Below are 17,660 nucleotides of genomic sequence, written 5' to 3' on the forward strand. Positions count from 1 at the left end.
TTGAAAGCACCGGTCTTGAAAACCGGCATACGTTAATAGCGTATCTAGGGTTCAAATCCCTATCTCTCCGCCACATTCAGAAAGCTCGTTGAGAAATCAACGAGCTTTCGTCGTTTTAGCGCTTGGGAAATTACGGGATTTCTAAATCCCTAGTTGAACGCAACCCCGAACGAGGCGTCCCCGCACTCAGCCATATTCAGAAAAAGCCTGTCTAATCCTCGAAGCACTTTTCAATATGCAAGAAAAAAGCCCACTAATATTTAGTGAGCTCTCATCGTTAAGTATTGGTATGAAAGAATTAGTTTCCTTTCGCTGCCTCAATCCTTTTATCGAGATCTGGATGAGTACTCAACCACTCAGGCAACTCTTCATAACCTTGGTTACGGAACAACTCAAACATTTCAGCCATCGGATTTGTGTCGCCATAAATCTTGAGCATCGCCTCTCTTGCAAATGCATCGGCTTGTATTTCGGCTTCTCTGGAGTAACCACTGGACAACACAAACACACTTGCACCGGCAAGATTGTCCACGATGCCAGAGCTTTCACCGGTTAAAAGAGCGACACCAACAGAAAGGACACTCGAATACACCAACCTCTTTAACATGTGGCGATGATGAATATGACCAAGCTCGTGCAGAATAATACTGTCCAACTGTTGCTGGTTTTTAGACAACGCGACTAATTCATCGAGCAGCACAATCTTTCCACCAGGCAAGGCAAACGCATTCGCTCCTAGCTCAGAGGATCGGAAAACAACCTCTACTTGGTAAGGCAACGCCTCTAACTGTGTTAAGTGCTGCTCTACCCTGCTTCGAATGGCTTCTTGTTCGGCTTTACTCAGCTCGCTCGGTTCCCAACGGGAATCCAAGCTTTCGAGTACCTTTTCGCCAAGTACAACTGAAACACTGTCAGGAATAGCGTATGCGACTTTGTCGCTCACCCAAGGTAACGCGTAATAATATCCCCCGAGCACAACGGCAATGCATGCCATCGCAGACACGACCCAAGCAAGCCAGTTCGATTCAATTTTATCAACAAAGCTCGACCTTTTATTTGCCTCTAGCCACCGAGACACTTCTTCAGTCCGTTCGGTAACGAAAACCCAACCATTGGGCAGCTTAAATCTGACGGGTAAATTGCCGACTGGAGCAGTAATGTCCGCATGCTGCTGGTCACAGCTGAAAATATTGTCAGCAACAACCAAACTCAACGAGTTGGCCTGAGCGACATCCAATTTGGCTTGATGTCGCTCAGAGCTTTTGGGTGGAAACGCGGTTCCTTCAAACTGCATTAACCGATTCCAACACCGAGATCGAAGGCTTGTGCAACTTCATCAGAAATCGCTGATTTCACTTTTGAATCTTGGTCTGCTGCTTTCAGTTGGCTCATGTCTCCAACGACGACCGTCTTGTCAGCAACATAGCGAGAAGTACGAACCATTACCCATGGTCTCGCAATACTCAAGGTCACAACTTGTAATAGGAAGTTTGAGATAATCAGCCACATGTAGCCATCAACTGTATAGGTAGACTTAAACGTAAAGTTGTTTTCTTCTTGCCCTTCTTTTTCTAGCTTCATTTGGGAGAACAAGTAGTTACGAGTTCTTGTTGCTGTGTATGCCGTCAAGCCGATGGTTAGGCCAATCATACCAAGGTACATGACAACCATCGTAATGACAGGGCTAGATTTATTCAGTGAAGCCAAGTCGCCCGCTGCAGCTTCCATGAGCCCTGAGCTCCCAACCATTACAATGACCGCCACAATCGCAATCGCGACAGCCGTGCTAAGACCAATTGCTACGGCTTTCAGGTAGGTTTTTACAAAGAAACTGGTTTCAAGTTCGCCACTGAACTGCCAATCACCATAGCGGTAGCCATTAACAAAGTAACGTTGAACGCCAACCACAACCCAACCATAAAGTCAGCCATAACGACAACTGAGCAAAGCCCTAAAATAACCGACGCAGCTTGCGAAACGCTCGCAACCGCCACACAGATACCAATAAAAACCATGACAGCCAGCGCTGCACCAAAGCCTCGGCCAAGTATGGTCATGTATGCATCTTTCAGTGACGAATTAAAAGAGAAGTGAACATTGCGGTAACTCGTCATTGCAGAATCAAATCGTGCGTTGCTCCATAACAACCATGGCAGAGCGACATAAAACAGAAGTAAGAGCACAAGCGCCAGTTGGGGAATGAACGAGTTTGCGATACCCCATACCAATACAATCGCCAGCGCGACTAAACGCCCCTTTAAAATTTGCATTGGCTCAGCATGATACTCAAAGTTATCACCGTCGATGTACGTGTTACCGTAGAAGTAGCGCTTTGTTCTTACTTTGGCCCAAGCAGAGTAAATTCCAAGCGTAACGATAGAAAGTAGAACATTGACAATCCAGATGCCAAAAAACTCTCCCCCTCGCCCTTTAAAAGAGATGGTATTGGAAATGCGTTGATGGTTCATATACAGTCCGAATAGTTTGTTTAATTTTATGAATTTAAAGGCGTTATCCTATCTCATTCATAAATTGATAAACTTAACTGCCATAAGCAAACTAAACATCAATTATTTATAAAATACATATTAATTATGAATTCAAATTCACCGAAAAAATAATTAAATGGTCAATTCCGCTCAAATAAAGCCACTCAAAGTGATAGAAACTACTCTCTCAGTGAATTTAATCTACAATGGTTCATTATCACTAAAAAAGCCCACATTCAGAGATGCGGGCTTGCCACTCAACAGGTTAGTTGCTGATTACATTTTTTATCAGACGAATTGTAAGGTGTTTATAACTATCTAAATGCCGCGAAGCCCCCTAATATTCGCCTCGGCATAAGGCAGGAGCATCTTCTTTCTGCATTAGCTAAATCCATCCATTTGTTGTTTTAGACAACGTCAAAGGCTAGGAAAATAAAATTGGGAAAGGATTCCCAGCCTTAAATGTTCATTCGAGAACTGAGTCCGCTACCTCAATTTCAACATTCTAGATTCAGTCTTTAAAAACGAATTCAGCGGCATTCAACAACTGCATATGAATAGGCACCAAATCCGCGTGTTCACTTCGATAACCACCACCGACGACAGCCGCAATAGGAATCCCTCTATCTTTCATTAACTGCATTAAAAAGCGGTCACGTTCGAATATGCCTTCCGTCGACACGTTGAAATACCCCAGTTCGTCGTCGACATGAATATCCACACCAGCGTCGTAAATCACCATGTCAGGGCGATGCAGATTAATTGCCATTTCGACCACTTCTTTAAACGTCATCAAAAAAGCTTCATCACTGGTTCCACGACTTAATGGAACATCAAGGTCAGAGTCTGGCTTTCTCGCTGGGAAATTTTTATCGCAGTGGAAAGACAAGGTGACAATGTCGGGTTCACTTTCACAAATCGTTGCCGTGCCATCGCCATGGTGGACATCACTATCGATGATCATCACTTTATCGACGTGTTCATGATCAAGCATGTGCTTAGCAGCAATCGCCAGATCGTTGAATAGACAAAAACCACTGCCAAAGTTTTTGTGCGCATGATGATAGCCACCGCTTAGGTGAATCGCGACACCATGCTCTAATGCCTTTTCTGCGGTCAGCACTGTTCCGGCGGTGGATGTCAGTGTCCGTGTTATCAGGACCTCGCTCCAAGGAAACCCAATTCGACGCATTTTGGCCGCAGGCATAGCTCCCGTCACCAACAAGTCGACATACTCCCCATCATGCACCTGTTTAATATCATCCGTACTTAGAGGGCTTGGTTGGAAGAATTCAATTTGCCCTCCCCAACCCTCACTCGCGAGTTTTTCCATCACAGCTTGATAAAGATAGCGATATTTCATGATCGGATAACGGTGACCATCTGGTAGATCGAGTTGCGAGTAAATAGGGTGATAAATCAGTGGCAGCATGGGACATTCTTTTCATAAAACGTTGTGAAATAGTACCAACTCCCAGAGTTAATTAAAAAGAAATTTAATTGATAATGATTTTCAATATCAATTAAATTTCTACCTGTTATGAATAAAACCTTATATACGATACTCGGAGCTTTCTTTGGTTCTTTCTGCGCGATTTCTCTGTTCATGTCGATGATGTTAGGTGCATGGTGGTTAGTTGATTTTATCGCCCTTAGCTAACACAATGGTTCTGTTTCCACTTAACCTTATTGAATCAGACAGATAGGTGTACTCATGAGTCAGACAGTCTTTATTACTGGTGCGAATCGCGGTATCGGTTTGAGTTTAACCGAGCTCTATTTGCAACAAGGCGATCAAGTTCACGCGACAAGCCGTAACCTCACAGACAGTAAAGAACTACACGCATTAGCATCGCATTATAATACCTTGGTGCTACATGAATTGGACGTGACGGATTACCAACGAGTTGCCCAACTCGCAAGCGAACTCCCAGCAATCGATCTGCTGATCAACAATGCAGGTTACTACGGGCCTAAAGGCTATGGTTTTAGTAACACCGACATCGAAGAGTGGCGACAAGTCTTCGAGATAAATACCATCGCTCCATTGAAGTTAGTGGAAAGCTTTTATCCGCTGCTACAACAAGGCAAAGCGAAGAAAATTGCGTGTATCTCCTCTAAAGTCGGCAGCATGACGGAAAACACCTCTGGTGGTGGTTACATCTATCGCTCTTCCAAAGCGGCACTCAACTCTGTTGTTAAAAGTTTGAGTAATGACCTAACCGATGAGGGCTTCACTGTCTTGGCACTCCATCCGGGCTGGGTTCGTACTGAGATGGGTGGACCCAATGCGCTTATCGACACCCAAACATCTGCTGATGGTTTAGCAAAAGTGATTGAGCAAAGCACGCAAGAAAATTCGGGGCAGTTTATTAACTATGATGGCACCGAACTTCCTTGGTAATAGTCAAGTATCAATAAGTTAACGTTAGGCGACGAAAGGTTCCCAGTTTCGTCGCCCATTCTCCAATCTCATTACTTAACTTGAATTTCACCGTTTCCTATCCAGACTTAGTGAGGTATTAACCCCACTAAGGAGAGTAACAATGGCCGCAGATAAAGATCTGGTGAATTTTAGTGAAGAGCATGAGCTCAATTACTGCTTAAGAAGTGCAGGCAAGCGTCAAACTCAAGCAAATCGAGATGCATTGATCGACTTGGGTAAACAAGTAAAGCAGGATTTAGGTAAACGCGTATTAACGCAAGATGACGTCAGAGGCGCAATCGACAAGAACGATAACTTGTTCGACTAGTCATCATATTGATATCAAAAGCGGCACTAGCTGGTGCCGCTTAGTCGCCGGAAGGCATGAATTACTTGGAGGATTTACGTTTGGTGGTCGTCGTTTTTGATGCACCAGATTTGTTGTAACTGCGCTTCTTACGCTTGAATGCTGGTCGCTCTACTTTAGGAAGGTGGCGTAGCGAATCAGGAATAGGCCCAGACTTTACTTCCCCCATCAAACCATCAATACGCTGCTCTAGCGCTTGCATAAACGGCAAGTAAGCTTGATTTCTTTCTGCCATACCTTGGAGTTGATGTTCCCAATTCGCGGTCATATCAGGATACGTCGAATCCAGTGGCAAAGCATGAATCAATCCCCTGCCTGCTTGAGAGCTAAGAATCGATTTTCCTTGACGAGTCAATAACTGCCGTTTGAATAGGGTATCTAAGATGCCTGCTCGAGTCGCTTCCGTACCAAGACCATCTGTATCTCGCAAAATCTTTTTCAATTCTTTATCGGCAACATAACGAGCAATACCCGTCATGGCTTGAAGCAGTGTTGCCTCAGTAAAATGCTTTGGCGGCTCTGTTTTACGATCTTTGATTTCACCCTCACGGCAAGTCAGCACGGTGCCCTCTGCAAGCGGTGGCACAGCATCGATACCATCGTCTTCTTTGTCCGTTTTCCCCATCAACGCTTTCCAGCCGGGAGCAACCAGCTGGCGACCTTTAGCGATAAACGTACCACCAGCAATATCAAAGACGAGCTTCGCTTCCGCATAAACTGCAGCTGGATAGAATTGCATTAAATATTGACGGGCAATGAGCTGATATACCTTCATCTCATTACCAGACAACGCATTCACATTCGCTTGTTTTGGCGTTGGAATGATTGCATGGTGAGCATCGACTTTTTTGTCGTTCCACGCTTTAGACTTAATCGATAAATCCGCACCTTGCACCGCGCTTTGTAGCTCTTTGGCATTGTTAGCGATAGCGGAAGTGACAGAAGCCGCATGCGAATAATGCTCCATCGGTAAGTAACGACAATCGGAACGGGGGTACGTGATCAGTTTGTGCTTCTCATACAACGCTTGACAAGTATCCAAAACCTGTTGGGCACTCATGCCATAGCGTTTGGCAGCATCAATCTGCAAGGCTGATAGTGAATAAGGAAGTGGTGCAGACTGCTTAGTTTGCTTTTGCTCGGATTCCGTGACTTTCGCAGGCTGGTTAGCAATGCGATTCGCTACGTTCTCAACGAGCTTTCGGTTAAGAACTCGACCTTCTTCATCTTGCCAAGGTTTGCATGCCTCGCTTGGCTTCCAACGAGCGCGAATATCAAACGAACCATTTTGATCTTGATAAGGGATCAATGCATGCAGAGTGAAATAGTCTTTGGGTACAAAGTTTTCGATTTCTTCGTCGCGGCGCACCACCAAACCAAGTACAGGTGTTTGAACTCTCCCAACCGATAATACACCTTGGTAGCCTGCTTTTTGGCCCAGCAAAGTATAAGCGCGAGACATGTTCATTCCGTAAAGCCAATCAGCACGAGAACGTGCCAAAGCTGAAACCGAAAGAGGAATGAAATCGCGATTGCTGCGCATTGAGCTCAATGCACGCTTAACCGCGGGTAAGTTCAAGTCTGAAATTAAAAGTCGTTGTGTCGCTTCTTTCTTGGTCTTGGAGAGCTTACAGTAGTCCAACACCTCATCCACCAACAATTGCCCCTCTCGATCCGGGTCGCCTGCATGGATAACTTCTGTCGCATCTTTAAGGAGTTTACGTATTACCGTGAGCTGTTTACTGGCACTTTTTCTCGGTCTTAACTGCCATTGCTGAGGAATAATCGGCAAGTCAGCTATATTCCATTTTTTATAGCGCTCATCGTAGGCATCGGGCTCAACTTGCTCCAACAAGTGACCAATACACCAAGTCACGACGTCACCATTACCACAACGGATAAAGCCTTGATCTTTCTTTTGAGGGTTTGGTAGTGCAGCCGCAATCGCGCGACCTAGACTTGGTTTTTCAGCAATAAACAGACGAGACATAAGGTTTTGGAAATCATAATAATTAGGGCCACATTATCTAATGTAGCCCTAACAAATCAAGGAAAACTGTACAGATGAACAGTTATAGCGTCACTTTCTAGCTTACTGAAACTCAACAAACTGAGACAGGTCACGCTCTGGCACTTTCATTGGAGTGCAGCCTGGTGTGCCAAGATATAAGAATCCTACGATTTGATCTTCGCCTTCAAGGCCAAAAGCTTGGTGCACTTCTGGGTGGAACATCCACTTACCTGAGCGCCAGAAACCTTGGAAACCTTGTGCTACCGCTGCCATTTGCATCGCTTGTGCCGCGCAGCCTGCTGACAGGTATTGCTCGAATGCAGGGACTTTCTCATGTTCTGTCACCTTCGCAATCACCGTGATGACCATTGGCGCACGAAACGGGGCATTTTTTACTTTTTCAACGACCGCATCTTCACTGTTTTCCGCTTCAGCAGCTTTAACAAGAATGTCCGACAGTTTCTTTAAACCATCGCCTTGAGCAATAACAAAACGCCAAGGGGTTAAACCTGCATGATCAGGCGCGCGCAAACCTGCACGAATAATATTCTCCAACGCTTTACCTTCTGGCGCAGGCTCAGACAACTTGGCGATAGAACGACGGTTGAGCAAGAGATCGAGAGCTTCCATGAACAAGTCCTTATTTGATTGAATTATTATTTTTACGCAGCTCACTTTAGCATAATCCAAACTTTCGAATAACAACCTGTTTTCTGGGGGTTTAGATAGCCAATTTTAGATTTCTAGGCGTTAAGTAGGCAAAAAAAAGCTGCGCACCTGGCGCAGCAAAATAGTTAAGAAAGAATGATACTTACAGTTTGACAGCCAGTTTCACACCCTGGCGGATGGCGCGAACCGCGTCCAATTCCCCAGCATGGTCTGCACCACCAATGATATGTAATTTCTCGCCCAGCTCATGCCATTTGTCTTCAAACGGACGAACCGATTCTTGCCCCGCACAAATAACTACCTTGTCAGCTTCTAACAATTGCGCCTTGCCGCTCACTTGAATATGTAGGCCACCATCATCAATCTTGTCGTATGACACACCACCGACTAAGTGAACACCGCGCTTTTCAAGCGTACGTTTATGAATCCAACCTGTGGTTTTACCCGGTCCTTTTCCAACGCGACCTTTACGACGTTGAAGTACCCACACTTCTTTATCAGCAACGGCGTCAGGATAAGGGTACAATCCCCCCGGTTGAGACATTTCTTTGTCGATTCCCCATTCATGCAGCCAATCATCAAGTGTTTGTCCCGCGGGCTCAGTAAGCATCGTTGCCACATCAACACCAATCCCGCCTGCGCCAACAATGGCTACCTTTTCACCTACTGGCGTTTTATCACGGATCAACGTTTGATAGTCGATCACTTTTTCTGGGTTTTCTATCCCATCAATTTTCACTTTACGCGGCTCAACGCCAGATGCCATGACCACTTCATCATATTCAGTCAGCAGATCGTAATTCGCCTCAGTTTCTAGATGTAAGTTAACGCCAGTTTCTTCAATGCGGTTCGCAAAGTAACGGATGGTCTCACGAAACTCTTCTTTACCTGGAATCTGCATGGCTAAACGGAACTGACCACCAATGCGATCGTTCTTCTCAAACAAATCTACTTTGTGGCCACGTTCTGCCAGCGTTGTCGCACAAGCGAGGCCAGCAGGTCCCGCGCCGACGACTGCAATATTTTTCTTCTTAAACGCGTCCTCGACCACGATTTCAGTTTCGTAGCAAGCTAATGGGTTAACCAAACAACTTGCTCGCTTGCCTTTAAATACATTGTCTAAGCACGCTTGGTTACAACCAATACACGTATTGATGAGCTGTGACTTTTCTTGTTCGGCTTTAGCAACAAAGTAAGGATCAGCTAGGAAAGGACGCGCCATAGAAACCATGTCAGCATGTCCAGAAGAAAGAATTCGTTCGGCCTCATCTGGGGTATTTATCCGGTTACAGGTGATAATTGGAACAGAAACGTGCGGCTTCACCTTTTCAGTCACCCACGTAAATGCTCCGCGGGGTACTTGAGTGGCAATGGTAGGAATACGCGCTTCGTGCCAGCCGATACCCGTATTAATTATTGTCACACCGGCTTCTTCAAGTGCTTTTGCCAATTCAATAACATCTTCAAACGTGCTGCCTTGCTCGACCAAGTCCAACATCGAGAGACGGAAGATAATAATAAACTTTTCGCCCACGGCTTTACGCACTGCTTTAACGATTTCGATAGGGAAACGCATACGTTTTTTGTAGCTGCCGCCCCAGTCGTCGTAGCGCATGTTGGTACGCTTACATAAGAATTGGTTAATCAAATAACCTTCAGAGCCCATTAGCTCGACACCATCATAGCCCGCTAGCTGAGCCAGCTCAGCACTATTAGCAAAAGCTTCGATGGTCTTTTTGATTTGTCGCTCGCTCATTTCGCTTGGTGCAAATTTGGCGATAGGCGCTTTCATACCCGATGCACTTTGCGCGAATGGATGCATCGCATAACGCCCTGCATGGAGAATTTGTAGGGCAATTTTACTGCCGTGCTTGTGAACCGCTTCCGTCACAACCTTATGTGCTTTGGCGTGCTTAGGCTTACTAAATTCAGCGCTTAACGGATGCAATCGGCCACGTAAATTTGGAGAAAAACCACCAGTTACGATTAAGCCAACACCGCCTTTGGCACGCTCTTCATAAAACGCAGCCAGCTTTTGAAGACCTTCTTTGTGCTCTTCTAAACCAGTATGCATTGATCCCATCAGGACGCGGTTTCGTAGCTGTGTAAAACCTAAGTCCAATGGCTTTAACAAATTTGGGTACATGGCAGACATCACTAAACATCCATTTTTATTGTTGTGGTCTGACCACAGTACGCCGCAAAAACCAAAAAATCAAACAAGCGTTTACAATTTTGCAACACGCGTCAATCTCACGTTAAACTATGCCAATTGTGAATGCGCGTGATAAGCTAAAAAAATTGTTATCTTTTGAGATCTTAGAGATAAGAACCCATACTTTGTAAGATTAGGGAAAGACTATCTCGTTATGGAGACAAGATGAAAAAACTCTTCAAATTTATTGGTCTGATATTCAAGGGGATATGGAAAGCCATCACCTTTGTCAGACTTGCGCTAGTGAACCTGATCTTTTTAGTGATGATTGCTGTCTTCTACTTTGTCTTTACCTACACTGGAGAAGGTCAACCTGTCATTGATAAAGAATCGGCGTTGGTTATGAACTTATCGGGACCGATCGTTGAGCAACGTCGTTACGTTAACCCAATGGATTCCATTGCTGGTTCGGTTTTAGGTAACGAAATTCCGAAAGAAAACGTGTTATTCGACATTGTCGATACCATCCGATACGCAAAAGACGACCCTAAAGTCTCGGGCCTTGTCCTTGCTCTGCGTGATATGCCAGAAACTAACCTAACTAAGCTTCGTTACATTGCAAAAGCACTGAACGAGTTTAAAGCATCAGGCAAACCAGTATACGCGGTGGGTGATTTCTATAATCAAAGCCAATACTACCTTGCAAGTTACGCTGATAAAGTTTTTCTAGCACCCGATGGTGGCGTATTGATTAAGGGTTATAGCTCTTACTCCATGTACTACAAAACCTTGTTAGAGAAACTCGATGTTTCAACGCACGTATTTCGAGTAGGTACTTACAAATCCGCGATTGAACCATTCATCCGCGATGACATGTCAGACGCAGCAAAAGAATCAGCGACTCGTTGGATCACACAACTATGGAGCGCGTTTGTTGATGACGTAGCAACGAACCGTAACATTGATGCAAAAGCATTAAATCCAACCATGGAAGAGTTGCTAGCAGAGATGAAGTCGGTTGATGGCGACATCGCTCAGCTTGCAGTAAAAATGGGATTGGTTGATGAACTGGCTACTCGCCAAGACGTGCGTAAGCTGTTCGCTAAAGAGTTTGGCAGTGATGGGAAAGACAGCTACAACGCAATTGGATATTACGACTACCTTGCTACCATGCGTCCTAAACTAAACCTTGCTGAAAACGACATTGCTGTTGTTGTTGCAAGCGGTGCCATTATGGATGGTCAACAACCACGTGGTACGGTCGGTGGTGACACAGTCGCAAGCCTACTTCGTCAAGCTCGCAACGACGATAAAGTGAAAGCTGTTGTACTTCGTGTTGATAGCCCTGGCGGCAGTGCTTTTGCCTCTGAAGTGATTCGTAATGAAGTAGAAGCCTTAAAAGAAGTAGGTAAACCCGTTGTGGTTTCGATGTCTAGCCTTGCGGCTTCAGGTGGTTACTGGATTTCAATGAGCGCAGACAAAATCGTAGCTCAGCCGACGACACTGACAGGCTCAATCGGTATCTTCAGCGTAATTACGACCTTTGAGAAGGGCTTTAACAAACTTGGTATTAGCACTGATGGTGTGGGGACCTCTCCATTCTCTGGTGATGGCATCACGACGGGTCTTTCTGCTGGCGCTTCTGAGGCGTTCCAATTGGGTATTGAGCACGGTTACAAACGTTTTATTTCTTTGGTTGGCTCAAACCGAGATATGTCACTTGAAGAAGTGGACAAAGTAGCGCAAGGCCGCGTGTGGACGGGTCAAGACGCGTTGTCATTCGGTCTAGTCGATCAAATGGGTGATTTCGATGATGCCGTTAAACTGGCAGCGAAACTGGCTGAGGTAGAGAACTACGAAATCTACTGGGTTGAAGAACCACTTTCACCGACAGAGCAATTTGTTCAAGAGTTCATGAACCAAGTCAAAGTATCACTCGGTATTGACGCAACGAGCTTCTTACCTAAGAGCCTTCAACCAGTGGCTCAGCAATTTGAACAAGACGCTAGCATGCTACAAAGTTTTAATGATCCAAAAGGTCAATACGCGTTCTGCTTAAATTGCCAAGTGCAATAGCTATCCTAGCTTAGCCAAAAAGGGGCGTCTCTGTGCGAGATGCCCCTTTTTATTAGGTTTCATTTCGCTATAATCCCCGCCACTGTTCCCCTACATGAAAGTAAAGTAGAACGATGACTAGAAAACACATCTACATCGCTTACACCGGTGGCACCATCGGTATGCAAAAATCCGATCACGGCTACGTCCCTGTCGCTGGCTTTATGGAAAAACAACTCGCCAGCATGCCCGAGTTCCACCGCCCAGAAATGCCGGAATACACCATCCATGAGTACGAGCCTCTGATCGACTCATCTGATATGACACCGGCAGACTGGCAGCAAATCGCAGACGACATCCGTGACAACTACGATAAATACGATGGATTTGTTATTTTGCATGGTACCGACACCATGGCATACACCGCTTCTGCATTGTCTTTCATGTTGGAGAATCTAGGTAAACCTGTCATCGTGACCGGCTCACAAATTCCTCTGGCAGAACTACGCTCAGACGGCCAAGCAAACCTACTGAATGCTCTGCATATTGCGGCAAACTACCCTATCAACGAAGTAACATTGTTCTTCAACAATCAGTTGATGCGCGGTAACCGCAGCACCAAGTCTCATGCTGATGGCTTTAACGCGTTTACATCGCCAAACTTGCCGCCTCTGTTGGAGGCAGGTATCAATATCCAGATCAGCAACAATGTTGCAGTAGGCACAAAGCCAGAGGGTGACTTCAAAGTACACAACATCACGCCACAACCTATCGGCGTGATCACCATGTACCCTGGCATTTCACACGAAGTAATCCGCAATACACTTCGTCAACCAGTCAATGCGATGATCTTGCTGACATTTGGTGTGGGCAATGCCCCGCAAAATCCTGAGTTACTAGGTCATCTAAAAGAAGCATCTGAGCGTGGCGTCATTGTCGTGAACTTAACGCAATGTTTGGCGGGTAAAGTCAACATGGGCGGCTACGCAACTGGTTGTGCACTAGCAGATTCTGGCGTAATCAGTGGTTTTGATATGACGCCAGAAGCAGCGCTAGCAAAACTGCACTACCTTCTAAGCCAGAACCTGTCTTATGAAGAGATCAAAACGAAGATGCAAGAAGTACTGCGTGGTGAAATGAGCCTGTAGTTCGGTAAACCTACTGTTCGTATCTTAAACAACAAAGCCCAATTCAAAATTGGGCTTTTCAATATTTACTGTTCTGCCTACTGCAAGGAGAGTAAGAATAAGGACTATCAGCTGTGATTCGGGTTTACTCGAACAATATCTTGCTCTTCTTCGTTGAACTGTTTCTTCAATTCTTGCTTCGATTTAAAACTGATTTCTCCACCAGCAGCCACGGTCATGTGCTGCGCATCAGTGTTGTGTTTTGATTGATACAACATCACAGCTTGCATACATGAGTCTCGCTGCTCTTTAGAAAGTGTTGTACCCTCAGGCCATCTTCCTGTTTCTACTGCGTAAACCAATCGATCATAGACTTCTGGCGTTATCGCATTTAATAATTGTTCTGCGTCCATAATGTACCTTCTTATTACATTCTATTCACAGAACATAACGGGTTAGTAAACAGAGTCAAGAATCCAAAAATGAATTGGTGTAACGGATCACAAGCAAAACCATGAAACGAACATACTGGCTACTAGCAAGCCTTGCCTCTTTGACTTTAACAGGCTGCTTTGAAGGCAACGTCACCACGGAAGAATTGTGCCAAAACAATCCCAAACTGCGTTGCGAGCAACTCAACATGGACGATGGACAGTGCCGGATTCCTAGAACGAATTTAGTCTGGCATCGATTTGAGTTACTCAAAAGCCCAACAGAAGCGAACCAGATCACCGAATACGCTTTGGTTGCTGAGTACAGGAAATGCCTTGAGCTTGCCTCTCAAATTACCCCTATCGATCAAAGCGCGTTAAAAAGAAAACGTTTCGATGCATTAGTGCATAGCATTGACGAATTAGAACGTATCGTCGCGACACTAAAAGGTTCTGACGATCCTGCGACCCTATACTTTTTATGGTCTCAAACGGGAGACGATCAAGCGAGGCGTCAATTCTTGCAAATGGAAGGCTCCCCTCAACTTAACAATGCTGAGATGCAATATGCCTTAGCGACCTTCTATACCAATAGAGACCAGCAAAAAACGTTAACATTACTTCATAATTCGCTTTCAATGTCTGACGAGAACAACCTCAATCCAGCCATCCTCAAGTCGCTCGCGAGCATCAATCAAGGGTTAGGTAACAAAGAGCAGGCCTATTTATGGGCGATGGTAGCCAAACGCTTTGATGTTCCGCTCGCCAATGAGCAACAATTAAAGCGTATGTTCAATTTTTCAAAGACAGAGAAATATGAACAACTAGACGATTTGGCTAAATCTATTTCGAAGTCGATAGAGAAAGGGAATTATTCGCCAAGGATAATCCCAAGTAATTTATAAAATAAAAAACTCCCATTCATATTGGGAGTTTTTTATTTGTCTCTCGGCTTATCTTGAGTGGGCAATTACTATTTTATTAATTGAAAGGATGAAACATTCTTTCAACCATTATCCGGCTTATTGGTCAGATTTGTTGAAAATTAACGACACCGAGTTTACACAATAGCGTTCGCCTGTTGTTTGCGGCCCATCTTCAAAAACATGACCTAAATGACTGTCACAAGCGCCACATCGAATCTCTGTACGAACCATTCCGTGACTCAGATCTTCTAAATAACGGACCGCGGTGTCATTAATTGGCGCATCAAAACTTGGCCAGCCACACCCTGAGTCGTACTTATTATCAGAGACAAATAGAGGAGCATCACAACACGTACAGGCATAGACGCCTGTCTCTTTGTTGTGAAGCAGTTTACCGGAGAACGGAGCTTCTGTTCCTTGCTCGCGACAGACGCGAAACTCTTCCTCAGAGAGCTGCTCACGCCACTGTTCATCGGACTTCGTTACTTTTCTTCCGCTTTGTTCCACCAATTCCTGTTCCTTATTTCTTATTTTTGGCAATGACTTTTTTAGCAAAAAACTTGCTTCTCGTAACAGTTGTAGCACATACTTTCTCACCAGAACACCATGTGTAATTAATTTGATACGAGTACTTATCTCGGAAGTTATATTACGCCAACTGGGATGTAGAATAACCAGTTAAAAGTTTAAAAAACGAGCATTTGCGAAGAATTGTTAAAAAAAGCGTCGCTTTTTTTTGACTTTAAACAAGTTAAGTCCGATTATCTGTTGCAGATGTTTACTGGATTCTGTAATTTTACTACCAGTTATCTTTAATCAGAAATTAAGTTGTGGAGCAACTATAATGACTATCAAAGTAGGTATTAACGGTTTTGGCCGTATCGGTCGTTTCGTATTCCGTGCAGCGCAAGAGCGCAACGACATCGAAGTTGTAGGTATTAACGACCTTATCGACGTAGATTACATGGCATACATGCTTAAGTACGACTCAACTCACGGCCGTTTCAACGGTACTGTTGAAGTTGAAGGCGGTAACCTAATCGTTAACGGTCAAACTGTACGTGTAACTGCAGAGCGCAACCCTGAAGATCTAAAATGGGATGCTATCGACGTTGACGTAGTAGCTGAAGCAACTGGTCTTTTCCTAACTGACGAGACTGCACGTAAGCACATCACTGCTGGTGCGAAGAAAGTTGTTCTAACTGGTCCTTCTAAAGACGCAACTCCAATGTTCGTTATGGGCGTAAACGATTCAACTTACGCAGGTCAAGACATCGTTTCTAACGCTTCTTGTACTACTAACTGTCTAGCGCCTATCGCTAAAGTTCTTAACGACAAGTTCGGTATCGTATCTGGTCTTATGACTACAGTTCACGCTACTACAGCTACTCAAAAAACTGTAGACGGTCCTTCTGCTAAAGACTGGCGCGGTGGTCGTGGTGCTTCTCAGAACATCATCCCATCTTCAACTGGTGCTGCTAAAGCTGTAGGCGTTGTTCTTCCAGAACTAAACGGCAAACTAACTGGTATGGCTTTCCGCGTACCAACAGCTAACGTTTCTGTAGTTGACCTAACAGTTAACCTAGAGAAAGGCGCATCTTACGAAGCTATCTGTGCAGCAATGAAAGAAGCTTCTGAAGGCGAACTAAAAGGCGTTCTAGGCTACACTGAAGACCAAGTTGTTTCTCAAGACTTCATCGGTGAAGTTCAAACTTCAGTATTCGATGCTAAAGCTGGTATCGCTCTAACTGATAACTTCGTTAAAGTTGTATCTTGGTACGACAACGAAATCGGTTACTCAAACAAAGTTCTAGACCTAATCGCTCACATCTCTAAGTAATTATTACTTAGCTGAAAAGCAATTAGCGAAGCTTGTGTTTGAAACATAAGATTTGAATAAAAGGCGGCTCTAGAGTCGCCTTTTTTGTATCTGGAATTTGAGAGAATGAAGACTCGACGTTGCACTCAATGTGCGAAGTGCGTCTAAAACACTCTCCCTCCCAGCGATAGGAAGCAACACATGGATTTAAAAACTCTCCCAGCTCTAACCGTGCTATCTGATAACGTCACTATTGTCGAAGTTGATCAGGTTAAAGTCGTTCGCGTTATTCATGAGAAAGCAACGGCAGGTATCGCACTACACGGTGGTCATGTCGTTTCGTTTACACCAGCAGGCCAAGAAGACCTAATCTGGATGAGCGAAAAAGCAATCTTTGATGGCAAAGCGGCACTTCGTGGTGGTATTCCTGTTTGTTGGCCTTGGTTTGGCCGCATCGCAGCGCCAGCTCATGGTTTTGCGCGCACAGCAGAATGGGAATTGGTTGAACATCGTGAGAACGACAACGGCGTGATCGTCGAACTTGCTCTCTTCCCAACCGAAGAAACTCACGACATCTGGCCACATATGTTTGATGCTCGTCTTGTTGTTGAAATCAGCGACGAGCTAAAAGTGACATTGAAAGTCACCAACATTGATGATGCAGAGTGGACATTCTCAGGTGCACTACACACATATCTAAACGTTGGTGATATCAAACAAGCACAAACAACAGGTATGGGACCTGAGTACATCGACAGCTTAAAAGAAGGTGAAATCTGCCAAGGTGGTGATGTCCTTCAACTAACTGATACCATCGACCGTGTTTACACTCAGCCAGAAGCGCAAATCTTGGTGAAAGACCCTGTGTTAGATCGCACGTTGAGCGTTGAAAACCAAGGCCATAACTCAGCAGTATTGTGGAATCCTTGGGCACAAGGCGCACAAGGCATGGGTGACATGGCAGACAACGGCTACGAAACCATGATATGTGTGGAATCGACAGTGCATGCGCCAAGTATCGAGCAAGGCAAGACGTTACAGCCAGGTGAGACACATGAACTTATCACTGTGATTTCAGCGCAGTAATACAGTTTAAAGGCCGGTTCTCCCCTGTCTCTTATACACAAATCCCCAAGCTTGTAGCTTGGGTATTTTTTTTGAACTCTTTCACGTGTGTGTGATCTGA

The 17,660-nt window shown here is 44.9% G+C and carries 16 protein-coding genes; 7 read left to right on the forward strand and 9 right to left on the reverse strand.

The genetic code is table 11. The features are described from left to right. Positions 1-298 precede the first annotated feature (298 nt). From OQJ86_RS24430 to OQJ86_RS24445, 4 genes are all read right to left on the reverse strand, one after another. On the reverse strand, positions 299-1,294 hold the full coding sequence (locus OQJ86_RS24430) for a M48 family metallopeptidase (protein WP_265991692.1): 996 nt from the start codon (positions 1,292-1,294) through the stop codon (positions 299-301). Beyond that, positions 1,294-1,908 (reverse strand): DUF898 family protein, encoded by a 615-nt coding sequence (locus tag OQJ86_RS24435; protein ID WP_265991693.1) that lies wholly within the window; start codon positions 1,906-1,908, stop codon positions 1,294-1,296. Before OQJ86_RS24435 ends, OQJ86_RS24430 begins: the two co-directional genes overlap by 1 nt. Continuing rightward, complete coding sequence (locus tag OQJ86_RS24440; RefSeq protein ID WP_265991695.1) at positions 1,821-2,468, reverse strand: DUF898 family protein; 648 nt, start codon at positions 2,466-2,468, stop codon at positions 1,821-1,823. Before OQJ86_RS24440 ends, OQJ86_RS24435 begins: the two co-directional genes overlap by 88 nt. A 532-nt stretch (positions 2,469-3,000) precedes the next feature. Next, positions 3,001-3,921, reverse strand: coding sequence for a histone deacetylase (locus tag OQJ86_RS24445; RefSeq protein ID WP_265991697.1), 921 nt, complete (start codon positions 3,919-3,921; stop codon positions 3,001-3,003). Between the two features lie 282 nt (positions 3,922-4,203). Between OQJ86_RS24445 and OQJ86_RS24450 the strand changes: the two genes are divergently transcribed. Further along, positions 4,204-4,893 (forward strand): SDR family oxidoreductase, encoded by a 690-nt coding sequence (locus OQJ86_RS24450; RefSeq protein WP_102389529.1) that lies wholly within the window; start codon positions 4,204-4,206, stop codon positions 4,891-4,893. A gap of 142 nt (positions 4,894-5,035) precedes the next feature. Then, positions 5,036-5,242: a hypothetical protein gene (locus OQJ86_RS24455; RefSeq protein WP_038881886.1), complete on the forward strand. Its 207-nt coding sequence runs from the start codon at positions 5,036-5,038 to the stop codon at positions 5,240-5,242. Positions 5,243-5,303: 61 nt separating this feature from the next. Here the strand turns inward: OQJ86_RS24455 and OQJ86_RS24460 are convergent, their stop codons facing one another. The 3 genes from OQJ86_RS24460 to OQJ86_RS24470 all read right to left on the reverse strand — a co-directional run bounded on the left by OQJ86_RS24460 (position 5,304) and on the right by OQJ86_RS24470 (position 10,116). Then, entirely contained in the window at positions 5,304-7,271 is a 1,968-nt protein-coding gene (locus OQJ86_RS24460) for a DNA topoisomerase III (protein ID WP_265991700.1), read from the reverse strand. A 102-nt stretch (positions 7,272-7,373) separates the two neighbouring features. Then, positions 7,374-7,922 (reverse strand): NAD(P)H nitroreductase, encoded by a 549-nt coding sequence (locus tag OQJ86_RS24465; protein ID WP_041057986.1) that lies wholly within the window; start codon positions 7,920-7,922, stop codon positions 7,374-7,376. Between the two features lie 181 nt (positions 7,923-8,103). Continuing rightward, positions 8,104-10,116 (reverse strand): NADPH-dependent 2,4-dienoyl-CoA reductase, encoded by a 2,013-nt coding sequence (locus OQJ86_RS24470; RefSeq protein ID WP_038871244.1) that lies wholly within the window; start codon positions 10,114-10,116, stop codon positions 8,104-8,106. Positions 10,117-10,341: 225 nt separating this feature from the next. Here OQJ86_RS24470 and sppA point away from each other — a divergent pair, with 225 nt between their 5' ends. Next, positions 10,342-12,192: a signal peptide peptidase SppA gene (gene sppA / locus OQJ86_RS24475; RefSeq protein WP_265991704.1), complete on the forward strand. Its 1,851-nt coding sequence runs from the start codon at positions 10,342-10,344 to the stop codon at positions 12,190-12,192. A 113-nt stretch (positions 12,193-12,305) separates the two neighbouring features. Beyond that, positions 12,306-13,319: an asparaginase gene (gene ansA / locus OQJ86_RS24480; protein ID WP_038871249.1), complete on the forward strand. Its 1,014-nt coding sequence runs from the start codon at positions 12,306-12,308 to the stop codon at positions 13,317-13,319. Positions 13,320-13,426: 107 nt separating this feature from the next. On the opposite strand, the gene OQJ86_RS24485 is transcribed toward ansA, so the two are convergent. Then, positions 13,427-13,711 (reverse strand): YeaC family protein, encoded by a 285-nt coding sequence (locus OQJ86_RS24485; protein ID WP_038871251.1) that lies wholly within the window; start codon positions 13,709-13,711, stop codon positions 13,427-13,429. A gap of 101 nt (positions 13,712-13,812) precedes the next feature. Between OQJ86_RS24485 and OQJ86_RS24490 the strand changes: the two genes are divergently transcribed. Then, positions 13,813-14,634, forward strand: coding sequence for a DUF2989 domain-containing protein (locus tag OQJ86_RS24490; RefSeq protein ID WP_265991708.1), 822 nt, complete (start codon positions 13,813-13,815; stop codon positions 14,632-14,634). 117 nt (positions 14,635-14,751) lie between these two features. Here the strand turns inward: OQJ86_RS24490 and msrB are convergent, their stop codons facing one another. Continuing rightward, positions 14,752-15,165: a peptide-methionine (R)-S-oxide reductase MsrB gene (gene msrB, locus OQJ86_RS24495; protein WP_080774313.1), complete on the reverse strand. Its 414-nt coding sequence runs from the start codon at positions 15,163-15,165 to the stop codon at positions 14,752-14,754. Between the two features lie 334 nt (positions 15,166-15,499). Here msrB and gap point away from each other — a divergent pair, with 334 nt between their 5' ends. Both gap and OQJ86_RS24505 read left to right on the forward strand, forming a co-directional pair. After that, complete coding sequence (gene gap, locus OQJ86_RS24500; protein WP_265991711.1) at positions 15,500-16,495, forward strand: type I glyceraldehyde-3-phosphate dehydrogenase; 996 nt, start codon at positions 15,500-15,502, stop codon at positions 16,493-16,495. 180 nt (positions 16,496-16,675) lie between these two features. Continuing rightward, positions 16,676-17,560 (forward strand): D-hexose-6-phosphate mutarotase, encoded by an 885-nt coding sequence (locus tag OQJ86_RS24505; protein ID WP_038871260.1) that lies wholly within the window; start codon positions 16,676-16,678, stop codon positions 17,558-17,560. Positions 17,561-17,660 lie beyond the last annotated feature (100 nt).

This window comes from Vibrio sp. Sgm 5, from assembly GCF_026241575.1.
GTDB classification, from domain to species: Bacteria; Pseudomonadota; Gammaproteobacteria; order Enterobacterales; family Vibrionaceae; genus Vibrio; species Vibrio jasicida.